Genomic DNA, 14,361 nt, shown 5'->3' with positions numbered 1-14,361 from the left:
AACGCTCACTCTGCGCTCCCCAGACCCACGAGGACCTCTCGCAGGATGTTCGTTCCTATCGAGTGTCGATAGTCGAGCGCGTGAACGCCGGCCCCCAACGTTGGCGTACGCCACTGCGCGAGGTGCTTCCTGTGCTTGAGGCGGGCTTTGGTCGGCTTGACATCGAGCTCCCGCTGGCGCACCAGCCGTCGCGCGTCCGCGTCGCCGAAGAACGCCGTCGCAGATGGGCAGGCCGAGAGCCGATCGAGCCAGGCGCGGAAGAACGCGACGTCGCCTCGGCTTCCGGGCCGCAGTGCGTCGGTGATGGCCGGTAACGACGCGAGCGCGTGGGGGTCCCAGGCGCGCAGCTTGGGGCGCGCCTCGCTCCACCAGTTGCGGAACGCGGTCTCCACGTCGAGCTCGCCGACCGGGAGCTTCGCAGCAGACTGCGCTTCCATAACGAGCGCGTAGTACTGGAGCGTAGTTCCTCGGGCGAGAAGACTTAGGCCTTCCGCGTGCTCCACGTGGAGACGGACCTTTTCGGTTACGCGCGGAGCGGCCCAGGGAAACGGCACGTCCGGGCGCTCCTCGTTCAGCAGGTGCACGAACAGGGACTCGGGGAAACGATTCCGGAAGCGCTCGGCGAGATCCTTTGCTTCGCTCCGCGCCAGGGCAAAGTTCGTGTTGGACCGAAACTTGCCGTCCTCCCCGATGAAACGTGCACTTGGGAGCTTCGGATCCCAGAACCCCACCACGTGCGCGCTCTGTTCCGACTTGTCGTCATCCTTGAAGCCGGCGCGTTGTGCACGCAACTCGTCGAAGCGAGCCTGGTACCCTGCCTCGGAGAGTGGCGACGTAAACATTCCCAGGAGTCGGAGTCCGTTCCAGTACACTGCGGAAGGGAGTTGCTTGATCTGCATCTTCGCATCTCGCCCGAAGATGCCGATGCTCTCGTTGTGCGAAAGGATCTCGCGGAGCGCGTCGAGCCGTCGCCGCAGCGCGAGCGCAACCTGGCTGCTCGTGACCCGCTCGCGCTCGAGCTGCCGGTAAGCTCCGGCAACGAAGTAGAAGTACCGTGCTGCCCTCATCAGCGTTGAGGTCGCGGGGTAATACAGGTCCGCGAACTGGCCCTGCAGTGCGAGGTAGCCCAGCTCGTCGAGGACGCCTTCTCCCTGAAGGCTCCGGATGAAATCCCGGGCTCGGCTCAGGTCCCCACGCCGGAAGTCGAGCCATGCGACGGGATTCGAATCGGTCATCTATCGCCCCACCACCACCCTGCCTTGCGGACGGACACGGTGAGCGTATCGCGATTCTCAGACCCAAGTGCCCGTCTGGGCTTGATCACGAACAGGTCGGCTTGGGCTCGATTCGCTGCGTGAGGGGTGGAGGCGGCGCCAGCTGCCACTCGATCCTCGTGACGTGATGGCACACCGGTCCGACAAACGGTAGCAGGCGGATCCGACAGCCCTGCGCCGTTGCGAGCCAGACGGAATCTTTCCTGAGAACGCCGCGCCGCCTGTCCGCCGCTGAGGTACTCTTTCGGCCGAGGCGAACACCGGGAGCGCAGCGCCAACGTCTGTCCGGCGCGGCGACTCCTCCGTAGGTCATAGATGCCGAAACGGCCATTATTTTGAAGGCTTGCGGCTCAGGGTAAGGTGCCGCTCGAAACAGTCGTTCGGGGATCCGCCGCGATGAACTTGAGCGAGCTCAAGCCGGGAATTGTGGTCCGCGGCCCGATGCTCCCGGAGCCGGTCGAGGTGCTGGTCGTCACCCCGCTCGGCGAGGTGGTGAAGCTGACGGGAGCGGGGCAGCGGACCGGCCAGGTGCACCAGCGCGTGCTCCACCCCGACCAGCTCGCGCTGCTCGAAGCGTCTCCGGAGGCGGAGCCCTTCGACGGCAACCCCCTGCACTTCAAGCTCGGCGTCGAGGCCGCGCGCCTTGGGCTCGCGTACGAGTACGACCCTTACTTCTCCCTCTCAATCGCTCGCGTCGATCCGCTCCCGCACCAGCTCGAGGCGGTCTACGACTACTTCCTGAAGCTCCCACGGATCCGGTTCCTCCTCGCCGACGACCCCGGGGCCGGCAAGACGATCATGGCCGGCCTGCTCCTGAAGGAGCTGAAGATCCGTGGCCTCGTGACGCGAACGCTCATCGTCGCGCCGGCGAACCTCACGTTTCAGTGGCAGCGCGAGCTCAAGGACAAGTTTCGCGAGCAGTTCGACGTGATGCGCGGCGAGGTGCTGCGCACGCAGTACGGCCAGAACCCGTGGCAGGAGCGCAACCAGGTCGTCACGTCTGTCTCGTGGATCTCCCGCGTCGAGGACGCGAAGGAGAGCCTCCTTCGCTCGTCGTGGGACCTCGTCATCGTCGACGAGGCGCACAAGATGAGCGCCTACAGCTCCGACAAGAAGACGCTCGCGTTTCAGATCGGCGAGGCCCTGTCGCAGCGGACCGATCACTTCCTCCTGATGACCGCCACGCCGCACAAGGGCGACCCGGAGAACTTCCGCCTGTTCCTGAGCCTTCTCGACCGCGATGTGTACGGCGATGTGAAGAGCCTCGAGGAAGCGATGCGGCGCCATGCGGCGCCGTTCTACCTGCGACGGCTCAAGGAGGCGCTGGTCTCGTTCCCTGATCCCGAAACCGGTGAGGTGAAGAAGCTCTTCCCGAACCGCGACGTCCGCACGACGAAGTTCGAGCTCGACGGCGACGAGTTCGACTTCTACGACGCGCTCACGCGGTACGTGGAGGACCAGTCCATCAAGGCGTCCGCCGCAGAGAACGTGCAGGCGAACATCCTGTCGTTCCAGATGGCGATGCTCCAGCGGCGCTTCGCGTCCAGCATCTACGCGGTCCGGCGCAGCCTGGAGCGGATGCGCGACAAGCGCCGCAAGATCCTTCAGGACCCGGAGCGCTACCGGCAAGAGCTCATCGACCGGCGCTTGCCGGAAGACTTCGACGAGCTGCCCGAAGACGAGCAGGCGAAGATCATCTCAAACGCCGAGGAGACCGTTCTCGCGGTCGACCCCATCGCCCTGAAGGACGAGATCCAGCGGCTCGAGAAGCTCGTCGAGCTCGCGCGAGCGCTCGAGAAGCGGGAGATCGAGTCCAAGCTCAACAAGCTCCGCCAAGTCTTGAACGAGCAGCAGATCTTCAGCGACAAGCGCATGAAGCTGCTCGTCTTCACCGAGCACAAGGACACGCTCGACTACCTCGCAGGCGACGGTTACGACGGGCGTCCCCTCGGGAAGCTCCGCGAGTGGGGCCTCTCCGTCACGCAGATCCACGGTGGTATGCAGATCGGCGATCGCGACACCCCCGGGACGCGCATCTACGCCGAGCGCGAGTTCCGCGAGGACTGTCAGGTGCTCGTGGCGACAGAGGCGGCCGGGGAGGGCATCAACCTCCAGTTCTGCTGGCTGATGATCAACTACGACATCCCGTGGAACCCGGTGCGCCTCGAGCAGCGCATGGGCCGGATTCACCGGTACGGCCAGCAGAAGGACTGCCTCATCTTCAACTTCGCGGCCGTGAACACACGCGAGGGGCGTGTCCTCGAGAAGCTCCTGATGCGGCTCGCCGAGATCAAGGACGAGCTCGGCACGGACAAGGTTTTCGACGTCGTCGGCGAGATGCTGCCGTCGAACCTCCTCGAGAAGCTCTTCCGGGAGATGTACGCGAAGCGGCTCAGCGAGAGCACGATCGCCGATCGCATCGTCAAGGACATCGACGCAGAACGCTTCAAGCGCATCACCGGATCGACGCTCGAGGGTCTCGCGAAGAAGGAGCTGAACCTCTCGGCGCTGGTCGGCAAGTCGGTCGAGGCGAAGGAGCGGCGCCTCGTCCCCGAGGTCGTCGAGGACTTCTTCACGGTCGCGGCGCCGGTCGCGGGAATCCATCCGACGCCGGTCAGGGGCAACGACCACATCTACCGGGTCGGGAAGGTTCCGAAGACGTTGAGCGGCATCGCGGAGCAGCTCGAGCCGAGGTTCGGCAAGCTGGGCCGGGAGTACCAGCGGGTCGCGTTCGACAAGCGTCTGCTCGGCGACGATGCCACCCTGGAGTGGGTCACGCCTGGACATCCGCTGTTCGAGGTCGTTCGCTCCGACGTATTCGAGCGCGTCCGCGACGACCTGCACCGCGGCGCGGTGCTCTGGGACCTCCACGCGAAGGCGCCGTACCGCGTCCACGTCTATGGCGCGTCGATCAAGGACGGCCGCGGGAGCACTCTTCACAAGAAGCTCTTCGTGGTGCGGACCGATCCGGACGGCTCGCTGACGCTCCGGCAGCCCACGCTGTTCCTGGATCTGATTCCATCGGCGAAGGGTACGCAGGCACCTCCTTTGTCAGGGCTGCCGGACCGCGCCGCGGTCGAGTCGTACCTCGTCCAGCAGGCCCTGAATCCATTCCTCAAGGAGGTCGGGGACCAGCGGACGAAGGAGAACACCGTCGTTCGCCAGCACATCGAGATCTCGCTCCAGGAGCTCATCAACAGGCAGCAGCTGACGCTCGCCGAGCTCCTGAACCGGCGCGTGGCGGGAGAGAACATCCCGGGGCTCGAGGGGAACATCGCGCAGGCCGAAGCTCACCTCGACGATCTGAATGGCCGGTTGGAACGGCGCCGCAACGAGCTCGAGATGGAGCGACACTGCTCGATCGGCGACGTCCAGCTCATGGGCAGCTCTTGGGTCGTGCCTCATCCAGAGCGAAATGCGCCTGGGATCGCGCCGATGGTGAGCGATCCGGAGATCGAGAAGATCGCGGTACGCGTCGCCATGGAGCACGAACGTGCGCAGGGGTGGGTTGTCGAGAGCGTCGAGAACGAAAACCGCGGATATGATCTGCTCTCAAAGCGTCCGCATCCGTCCGAGCCTGGCGTCTTCGTCCAGGCGCGGTTCATCGAGGTGAAGGGCAGAGCGGGAATGGGCGAAGTTGCGCTGACCGCGAACGAATACCGGACCGCGCAGCGGCTCGGTGACGATTACTCGCTGTATGTAGTGTTCGATTGTGCGAGCAAGCCTGTGCTGAACGCGATCAAAAATCCGGCTAAGCTCGGATGGAAGCCAGTCGTGCGGGTCGAGCACTACCACGTGTCGGCTGAGGCCATTCTGGAGGCGGCGCGTGGTTAACGGGCACCAGCCGAGGCGGCTGATCGAGGTTGATCTCCCTATTCGTGTCATCTCGCAGCACGCCCGTCACGAAAAGTCGATCCGCCACGGTCACCTATCGACGCTACACATCTGGTGGGCAAGGCGTCCTCTCGCCGCCTGCAGAGCAGTCGCGTTGGCAGCGCTCCTTCCCGATCCTGCGGACGAGTATTGCCCCAAGGAATTCAGGGAGGAGGCGGCCGCAGCGCTGTCGTGCCTTCGCGACGCCGTCGGAGGTCCGAGGGTTGATTGGAATTCGGAAACCGAGCTCCGAAAAGCATTGCTACGCTTCGTTGGAGATATCGCCGCGCACGAAAACGCATCGTCGGGTCCCGTGCTTGATGCGGCGCGACGCATGGTTCTGTCGGCACAGTTGAGTCTGCACCCCGGTCGTACTGACAGACCGCTTATCGTTGATCCGTTCGCCGGTGGCGGGGCGATCCCAGTTGAGGCGCTACGGCTTGGGGCCGACGTGTTTGCGTCGGACCTCAATCCGATCGCCGTACTTCTTAACCGGCTGAGTGCGGAGCTTCTGCCAAAGTTCGGGGCACAGTTGGCTGACGAACTCGAGCGCTGTGGCGAATGGGTGGCGTCACGAGCTGAGCAAGAGTTGCGTCGCTTCTATCCGGCCGGTTCTGATGGGAGTGCTCCCATTGCCTACCTATGGGCGCGCACGATCAGGTGTGAGGGGCCGGGGTGTGGTGTTGAGCTGCCGCTGATCCGCTCCACGGTTATTGCGCGGAAGTCGGGTCGGTCCATGTTCCTCAAGTTGCGCGTCGTTAAGAGCGCTAATCGAATAGATTTCGCAATCGAGGAGGGCACACCATCTGCGGCAGAGGCGCTGGGAACCATTAAGCGCGGGTCAGCCACCTGCCCGTTATGTGGGTTCACTACGGCGAACGCGAGGTTGCGAGCGCAGCTATCGGAACGCCGCGGCGGTGCAGCAGACGCTCGGCTTCTGGCCGTAGTCTCGACTAAACGGGGAGAGCAAGGAAGGAAGTACAGGCTCCCGACAACCAAAGATGTCGAGGCATTCGCCCAAGCGCAGAACGAGCTACGAAAGCGCCAGTCCTCGTTCGAGGGGGCCATTCCGCTAGTACCTGATGAGCTAGTCCCGGCGGAGCGGCCGTCCCCTAATGCGAGAGGGCTGTCCGCGGTTACACGTATGGGAGTTCGGACCTTCGGCGACCTGTTCACGCCACGGCAACTCCTCGCTCATACGACGTTCGTGCGTTTGTGCCGCGAAGCGGGTGCGGACATCGGCTCGCCTGAAATGAGGAAGGCGGTCCGCCTTTGTCTGGCGTTGTCTCTCTCGAAGGCGACAGATCTAGGGAATTCGTGCACTCGATGGAAGCCGGATGCGGAATGCCCCGTTAACCTGTTTGCGCGGCAAGCCATCCCGATCGTGTGGGATTTTGCGGAAACGGTTTCGCTGTCCGATGCGAGTGGGTCCTGGCGAAGCATGTTCGAGCGAACCGCATACGCACTTCGGCAGTGCTCGTTCGAGGCGCCTGGAAAAGCGACAGTGCAATCGGCTTCGGCGGCTGAACACCCGCTGCCGGATGACGCCGCGGCTGCGCTTGTTACGGACCCTCCTTACTACGACGCTGTCCCGTACGCCGATCTTTCTGACTTCTTCTATGTCTGGCTGCGGCGTGTCCTCTTCGACGACGCCCCTGACCTCTTCAGTTCCCGGACAACGCCGAAGGACGAGGAAGCGATTTGGAACCCGACTCGCAAGTACGGGCCGACCGGACGTCAGAAGGATCAGGCCTTTTATGAGGAGCAGATGTATCGGTGCCTCGCGGAGGCAAGGCGCGTTACGGCCCCCGATGGCATCGGGGTCGTGGTGTTCGCGCACAAGAGCACGGAGGGATGGGAGGCAATTCTCGGCTCGCTGATCCGCGCAGGTTGGGTCGCGACGGCCTCTTGGCCGATCGATACGGAGATGGGAAGCCGGGTCAATGCGATGGGGACCGCATCGCTGGCGTCTTCTGTTCACATCGTGTGCAGGCCCAGGGGAGTTGATCAAGCACACGTCGGTGAATGGAAGGTCGTCCTAGCTGAGCTCCCTGAGCGTATCCACCAATGGCTTCCGCGCCTAGCTCACGAGGGAGTTGTGGGTGCAGATGCGATTTTCGCGTGTCTCGGGCCAGCATTGGAGATCTTCTCTCGCTACTCGCGTGTCGAGAAGGTGAACGGCGAGGCGGTGCCGCTTCGCGAGTACCTGGAGCACGTCTGGGCAGCAGTAGCTCGCGAGGCGCTCGCGTCGATCTTTCGAGACGCGGACACTGCCGGCCTCGAGGCAGATGCGCGCCTGACTGCGATGTGGCTGTGGACTCTTGCTGGACCCGAGCCGAGCGGTGACTCGGGCGATGAGCAGGATCAGGTGCCCGACGAGGATGAGGATGACGATCAGGGGGACAGGGGCGGATCTGGGGGTGCGGTTCTTCCGTTCGACACCGCGAGGAAGATCGCGCAGGGACTCGGTGTCCGATTCGATGAACTTCAGCAAGTAGTCGAAATCAAGAAGGACAAGGCTCGCCTTATTGCAGTAGCCGAACGCGCGAAATACTTGTTCGGCAGGCACGAAGGCGTGCCTGCCGGCAAGAAGGCGGCCGCCAAGAAACAGGCGGTGCTATTCACGGACCTCGAGCGACCTGCCGGCGAGGAGGCGTGGGGAGAGGGCGGCGCGCCAAAGGCTGGAACGACGACTCTCGACCGCGTGCATCAAGCGATGCTTCTTTTTGGGGGCGGGCGCAGTGATGCGCTGAAGCGCTTCCTTGTGGAAGATCGCATCGGCATGCAGGCGCAATTCTGGAAGCTAGCGCAGTCGCTGTCGGCTCTTTATCCGAGCGGTTCCGACGAAAAGCGGTGGGTCGACGGCGTCCTTGCTCGAAAGAAGGGACTTGGCTTCGGATGAGCGCATCCGCGGGGACATTTCCGCGGCGCCTCATCGAGGTCGATCTTCCGATCGGCCAGATCTCGGAGTCCGCGCGCGATGGCCGCTCGGCACACCACGGCCACATCACGGCGATCCACATCTGGTGGGCGCGCAAGCCTCTGCCCTCGTGTCGTGCCGCGGCCCTTGCTGCCGCCTTGCTCGACCCCGCGGACTCCGCTTGCCCGCAGGAGTTCAGGGACAAGGCGCGTGTGGTACTCAGCCGTATCTACCGGGGACCAGACAGCGCGCAGCTCGAAGCAGAGGAACTGCGACGCGGGCTGCTCCGGCTCGTCTCGGACTTCGCGTCTTGGGACAGGGCGACCGATCCAACGTATCGAGACGCGGCTCGCGAGCTTGTCGCGTCCGCGCACCAGGCGCTCTTCGGGAAAAACGGAGGCGCGTTCCTCGCGGACCCGTTCTGTGGTGGCGGATCCATTCCGCTCGAGGGGCTGCGGCTCGGAATGTCGGCGTATGCGTCCGACTTGAATCCGGTCGCGACTCTCATCAGCAAGGTCACGCTCGAGTACGTCCAGCGGTTCGGCGAAAAGCTGTTCGAGGAGGTCGAGCGCTGGGGCGCGCGAGTCGGCGAGGAGGCGCGGGGAGAGCTGAACGCGTTCTATCCCGTTGTGCAGGGGCAGCAGCCGATCGCGTCCATCTCGTTCAGGCGCATCCGGTGCGAGGGCCCGAAGTGCGGCGCGGACGTCCCTCTCACGAGCAAGTTCCACCTGACGCGGCGCGGTGACCGGTCTGTCGGGCTCCGGCTGGACGGATGGGAGGGGCCCACGCCCCGCTTCAGCATCGCGGAAGGCCCCCTCGGCTCGTTTCCGGACCCCACCGTTCGGCGGGGGGCAGCAACTTGCCTGAAGTGCGGGTACACGACGCCGGTCGAGCGCATTCGCGCTCAGCTCTCGGAGCGGGGCGGCGGTGCAGACGACGCGCTTCTCGTCGCGGTCGCGGTAGGAGAAGAGTCGGGCGAGCGAACGTTCAGGCGTCCGGCGAAGGCCGACCTGAATGCGATTGCCGCTGCGAAGAAGAAGGTGGCGCTCCTCCGGCGGAGAGGCGACTTGGGCCTGCCAGAGCTCCCCGACGAGCCGCTGCCTCCGGTGGGAACACTCGGATTCCGCGTGCAGCGGTACGGCATGCTCCGGTGGCGCGACATCTATACGCCGCGGCAGCTCGTCACGATCACGACGCTGGTGCGCCTGGTTCAAGGCGTGATGGCCGAGGATCGGGCGGCGCACGGGCTCGGTGTGGCGGTACGAGCCTGTCTCGCGCTCGCCGTCGACCGTCTATGCGATTACCAGAACACGGGTTGCTCCTGGAATCCAAGCGGCTCGGCGTTGCCGCACCTCTTCACCCGCCAGGCCCTCCCGATCATCTGGGACTTCGGCGAGGCGAATCCGCTCGCATCGTCCTCCGGGTCGTGGGCGGGCGCCGTCGAGCACGTGCTCCGTGGGTTGAGGAACGCGCACGTGAGCACCGGGGCGGCGGACGTGGGCATGGCGTCTGCGAGCCATCACCCGTTGCCGTCCGACTGCGCGCATCTCCTCGTGACGGATCCGCCTTACTACGACGCGATACCGTACGCGGACCTCTCCGACTTCTTCTACGTCTGGCTCCGGCGCGTGCTCGGTCCCGATCATCCCGAGCTCTTCAAGACGCCTCTGGTGCCTCGGGACGACGAGTGCATCGTCAACCCGGCCACGGGGAAGGACCGGGCCTACTACCGCCGCGTCATGACCGCCGCCCTCACCGAGGCGAGGCGTGTCACCCGGCCGGATGGCATCGGCGTCGTCATCTTCGCGCACAAGTCGACGAGCGGCTGGGAGGACCTGCTAGCTGCGATGCTCGACGCGGGATGGGTCGTCACGGCGTCGTGGCCGATCGACACGGAGAACGCCGGCCGGCTGCGCGCGCGCAACTCGGCCGTGCTCGCCTCGTCGGTTCATCTCGTGTGCCGGCCGCGCGAGTATCCAGATGGGCGGCTCATCACGGATACGGTGGGTGATTGGCGGGACGTGCTCGCGGCGCTTCCCAAGCGAATCGCGGAGTGGATGCCGCGGCTCGCTCGCGAGGGCGTCGTGGGCGCCGACGCGATCTTCGCGTGCCTCGGCCCGGCCCTCGAACTCTTCTCTCGGTATGCGCGCGTCGAGAAAGTTTCGGGCGAGGTCGTGCCGCTCGAGGAGTACCTCGAGCACGTATGGGCGGCTGTCTCGCGCGAGGCGCTGGCGATGATCTTCGACGAAGCCGAGTCGGCTCGCCTCGAGGAGGACGCGAGGATCACGGCCATGTGGCTGTGGACGCTTGCATCAGACCGAGCTCGAGCCTCGGCCGCGGACGACGGCGGCGGGGATGCGCCGGCGAGCGACGACGCCGAATTGGACGCAGACGGAGCGGATGGTTTCAGCCTCGAGTACGACGCCGCGCGAAAGATCGCCCAGGGGCTGGGCGCCCGTCTCGAGCAGCTCCCCCATGTCGTGGTGGTCAAAGCGAACCAGGCGCGGTTGCTGTCGGTCGCAGAGCGAACCAAGCACCTGTTCGCAGGCGACGAAGGAGTCGTGCCGGCGAAGCGGGCCTCGAAGAAGCAGATGGGGTTGTTCGCCGAGCTGCAGGAAGCCGCGAAAGCGCAGGGCTGGGGCGAGCGCGGCGCGCCGAAGGCCGCCGCGACCACCTTGGACCGAGTACACCAGGCCATGCTCCTGTTCGCATCGGGTCGCGGCGAAGGGCTGAAACGCTTCCTCGTCGCGGAGGGCGTCGGAAACCAGGGCCAGTTCTGGACCCTCGCGCAGTCCCTATCCGCCCTCTACCCAACCGGATCGGAGGAGAAGCGGTGGGTGGACGGAGTGCTCGGGCGCAAGAAGGGGCTCGGCTTCGGATGACCCCCTTCGCCACCACATGGGCGTCCGAGTTCTACGGCGCCATTGAGGAGGAACGCTCTGCCGCAGACGCGCTCCGCGACGCCTCGTTGCGCTCGGACCTCGCCGCGTGGACGTCAGCTCTCACCGGCGTCGTCGTGGCTTCGTTCACTCGGCTCGGCTTGGCGGCAGCGGGCAGGGGCCACAGATGCTCCGTGTTGCCGGTTCGGCGAAACGAGTACCTGTCCCTCGACGTGACAGCGTTTCGCAAGGCCGGAACCGGGTGGCAGTTCCCTGTGGCCGCGTGCGAGCTCGAGAACTCGGCCGACGCGGACCTCGTCGCGTACTCGCTCTGGAAAGTGCTCTGCGTCCGATGCGGGCTCCGCGTCGTGTTCTGCTACCGGCCCGACGCATCGGACGGCCCCGGGTTTGTCTCCGCGCTCGGCGCACGCGTCGTGGAGGCGATGGAAATCGCCGACCGCGTCGCACTCGTCGGTGACACGCTGGTCGTCGTAGGCTCGAGAAACGAGGCCAGCACGTTCCCTTACGGCTTCTTTCAGATGTGGAAGCTCAACTCGAACACCGGACGCTTCGAGCGGTTCGCGCGACGGTGAAGGTGACAACAGCATGGCCCTGAAGCCCTGGTACAAGATCGTCACGCCGCGCGAGGACCTTCGAGAAGGGAAGCCCCTCGATGCGTCCGAGTTCGCCGTTCACCTCGACCACGTACGCGATGGGCGCGCGCCTGCCGTGTACCAGGACCCCGCCCAGTTCTTCGCGCGGACGTTCCTGACGAAGAACCTGCGCGAGCTCACGGCGCAGGTCGTCCGGCGCCTGTCGGGCGTGAAGGTCGAGACGTCTGCCATCTTCAACCTCTCGACGCAGTTCGGCGGCGGCAAGACGCACTCGCTCACGCTGCTCTACCACTTGGCGCAGAACGGCGACGCCGCGAAGTCGTGGAAGGGCGTCAGCGGAATTCTGGACAACGCGGGACTCACGACGGTGCCTCGCGCGGCGACCGCGATCTTCGTCGGGACCGAGTTCGACTCGATCACGGGTCGGGGCGGTACCGGCGGCACACCGGTCCGAAAGACGCCCTGGGGCGAGATCGCGTTCCAGCTCGGCGGGGCGGAGGGTTTCAAGCTCGTCGAGGAGCACGAGAAGGCGCTCACCGCGCCAGGCGGCGACGTGATCGAGCGCATACTGCCGAGCGGCAAGCCGGCGCTCATCCTGTTCGACGAGGTGATGAACTACGTCAGCCGGAGCCGCAAGAGCGGGCTCGCCGGTCAGCTCTACACGTTCCTGCACAATCTCTCGGAGGTCGCGCGCGGGCGCGACAACATCGTCCTCGCCGTCTCGATTCCCGCCTCGGAGCTCGAGATGACGGCGGAGGACCAGTCCGACTTCGAACGCTTCAAGAAGCTCCTCGACCGGGTCGGCAAGGCTGTGATCATGTCGGCGGAGGCGGAAACGTCCGAGATCATCCGCCGGCGGCTCTTCGAGTGGAGTGGGCTGCCGAAGGACGCGATCGCCACGGTCGATGAGTACGAGCAGTGGCTGCTCGCGAATAAGCAGCAGATCCCGAGCTGGTTCCCCGTCGAGAACGCGCGCGAGGCGCTGAAGGCGTCCTACCCCTTCCATCCGTCGCTGTTGTCCGTTTTCGAGCGGAAATGGCAGGGCCTCCCGCGGTTCCAGCAGACGCGCGGCGTCCTGAGGCTCCTCGCGCTGTGGGTGTCGAAGGCGTACAGCGAGGGATACAAGGGCGCGCACAAGGATCCTCTCGTCTCGCTCGGTACGGCGCCCCTGGAGGACCCGCTGTTCCGAGCGGCGGTGTTCGAGCAGCTGGGTGAAGCGCGGCTCGAGCCCGCCGTGACGACCGACATCGCGGGGACGGATCACGCGCACGCGCTCCGGCTCGACGCCGAGGCAACGGCCGAGATCAAGAAGGCGCGTCTCCATCGGAAGGTCGCCACGACCATCCTCTTCGAGTCGAACGGGGGGCAGCAGCGCGGGGACGCGACGTTGCCGGAGGTTCGCCTCGCCGTCGCGGAGCCAGGGCTCGACATCGGGAACGTAGAGCAGTGCCTGGAGGCGCTTACCGACGCCTGCTACTTCCTGGCAGCCGAGAAGAACCGCTACCGGTTCAGCTTCCAACCCAACCTGAACAAGCTCCTCGCCGATCGGCGGGCAAGCGTCACGGGCGCCGCAATCGACGAGGTGGTCCGGAAGGAGATCCAGAAGGTCTTCGCGGCCGGAAGCGGCATCGAGCGGCTCTTCTTCCCGAAGAAGAGCGGCGAGGTACCGGATCGCCCGGTGCTGACGATGCTGGTGCTGGCGCCGGACAACCCCGCGGGCGACGCCGCGACGAAGACCTTGATGACGTCGATCACGACCGAGAGCGGTTCGTCGTCCAGGACCTTCAAGAGCGCGCTCATCTGGGTCGCGCCGGAGGACTCCGCGCCGCTCATGGAGGAGGCGCGCAAGCTCCTCGCGTGGAGGGACATCGAGGCCGACGCGGAGGAGCTCAAGCTCGACGAGGCGAAGCAGCGTCAGCTCGCCGAGAACGCCAAGCGGGCCGAGCGGGACCTCAGGGAATCGGTGTGGAGGGCGTACAAGAACGTCTTTCTCCTCGCCGAGGACAACTCGCTCCGGAAGATCGACCTCGGCCTGGTGCACTCGAGCGCTGCGAACTCGCTCGTCGAGCTGATCTTGTCCCGTCTGAAGCAGGAGGACATCGTCGTCGAGGGCGTCAGCCCGAACTTCCTGACGCGTTACTGGCCACCGGCGCTTCCGGAGTGGAGCACGAAATCGGTGCGCGACGCGTTCTACGCATCGCCCAAGTTTCCCCGCCTCCTCAGGGCCGACGCGGTCAAGGACACGATCTCGAAGGGCCTCGACGCAGGAATCGTCGCGTACGTCGGCAAGAAGGCTGGAGGGTACGATCCGTTCGTCTACAAGCGCTCGCTCGCGGCGGCGGACGTCGAGATCGCAGAAGACGTCTTCCTCATCGCGAAGGAGCGTGCAGAGGAATACGTCGCCCGAAAGCCCCCGCCCCAGCCGCCCATCCCCGGAGGTGGTGGCGGTGGGGGAGGCGCGCAGCCGGGCGCGGGCGGCGGGGTGCCAGGCGGCGGTCCTGGTCCGGGCGGCGGCGGGTCCGCGCCGGGTACGGGTGGCTCCGGAGGCGGGGGCCCGGCGCCCACGCCTCCGATCGCCGGGTTCCAGTGGACCGGCGATGTCTCTCCCCAGAAGTGGATGAACTTCTACACCAAGGTGCTGTCGCGGTTCGCGACGGGCGGCGGCCTCAAGCTGACCGTCGCGGTGGACGTCGCTCCGCCGGGCGGAACGACGTCGGCGAAGATCGAGGAGACGAAGGTGGCACTTCGCGAGCTGGGGCTTTCGGAGGACATCACCACAAAGAGTGCGTGAGCCCGTCTCG

Annotated in this window: 6 protein-coding genes; 5 read left to right on the top strand and 1 reads right to left on the bottom strand. The window is 65.6% G+C overall.

The genetic code is table 11. The annotated features are described in order from the left end of the window. Positions 1-5 precede the first annotated feature (5 nt). The gene (locus tag ANAE109_RS20485) at positions 6-1,235 is read right to left on the bottom strand and encodes a DUF6361 family protein (RefSeq protein ID WP_012098806.1); all 1,230 of its coding nucleotides are present in this window, start codon (positions 1,233-1,235) and stop codon (positions 6-8) included. A gap of 435 nt (positions 1,236-1,670) precedes the next feature. Between ANAE109_RS20485 and ANAE109_RS20480 the strand changes: the two genes are divergently transcribed. Genes ANAE109_RS20480 through ANAE109_RS20460 form a run of 5 tightly spaced genes read left to right on the top strand, consistent with a single transcriptional unit; the run spans position 1,671 to position 14,351 of the window. Then, positions 1,671-5,108 carry a protein NO VEIN domain-containing protein gene (locus ANAE109_RS20480; RefSeq protein ID WP_012098805.1) on the top strand — a complete coding sequence of 1,146 codons (3,438 nt, stop codon included), beginning with the start codon at positions 1,671-1,673 and terminating at the stop codon, positions 5,106-5,108. Then, positions 5,101-8,049 (top strand): DUF1156 domain-containing protein, encoded by a 2,949-nt coding sequence (locus ANAE109_RS20475; protein WP_012098804.1) that lies wholly within the window; start codon positions 5,101-5,103, stop codon positions 8,047-8,049. Before ANAE109_RS20480 ends, ANAE109_RS20475 begins: the two co-directional genes overlap by 8 nt. Further along, the gene (locus ANAE109_RS20470; protein WP_012098803.1) at positions 8,046-10,949 is read left to right on the top strand and encodes a DUF1156 domain-containing protein; all 2,904 of its coding nucleotides are present in this window, start codon (positions 8,046-8,048) and stop codon (positions 10,947-10,949) included. Before ANAE109_RS20475 ends, ANAE109_RS20470 begins: the two co-directional genes overlap by 4 nt. After that, on the top strand, positions 10,946-11,539 hold the full coding sequence (locus ANAE109_RS20465; protein ID WP_012098802.1) for a hypothetical protein: 594 nt from the start codon (positions 10,946-10,948) through the stop codon (positions 11,537-11,539). Before ANAE109_RS20470 ends, ANAE109_RS20465 begins: the two co-directional genes overlap by 4 nt. A gap of 13 nt (positions 11,540-11,552) precedes the next feature. Continuing rightward, positions 11,553-14,351, top strand: coding sequence for an ATP-binding protein (locus ANAE109_RS20460; protein ID WP_012098801.1), 2,799 nt, complete (start codon positions 11,553-11,555; stop codon positions 14,349-14,351). The last annotated feature ends 10 nt before the right edge of the window (positions 14,352-14,361 follow it).

Source organism: Anaeromyxobacter sp. Fw109-5 (assembly GCF_000017505.1).
In the GTDB taxonomy this organism is placed as follows: Bacteria; Myxococcota; Myxococcia; order Myxococcales; family Anaeromyxobacteraceae; genus Anaeromyxobacter.
The sequence above is the reverse complement of the archived record's forward strand: the minus strand, read 5'-3'. Positions and strand labels throughout refer to the sequence as shown.

Excerpts from the sequence above, each read along its gene's own strand:
- ANAE109_RS20485 (WP_012098806.1), bottom strand. The coding sequence starts at position 1,235 with ATGACCGATTCGAATCCCGTCGCATGGCTCGACTTCCGGCGTGGGGAC.
- ANAE109_RS20480 (WP_012098805.1), top strand. The coding sequence starts at position 1,671 with ATGAACTTGAGCGAGCTCAAGCCGGGAATTGTGGTCCGCGGCCCGATG.
- ANAE109_RS20470 (WP_012098803.1), top strand. The coding sequence starts at position 8,046 with ATGAGCGCATCCGCGGGGACATTTCCGCGGCGCCTCATCGAGGTCGAT.
- ANAE109_RS20465 (WP_012098802.1), top strand. The coding sequence starts at position 10,946 with ATGACCCCCTTCGCCACCACATGGGCGTCCGAGTTCTACGGCGCCATT.
- ANAE109_RS20460 (WP_012098801.1), top strand. The coding sequence starts at position 11,553 with ATGGCCCTGAAGCCCTGGTACAAGATCGTCACGCCGCGCGAGGACCTT.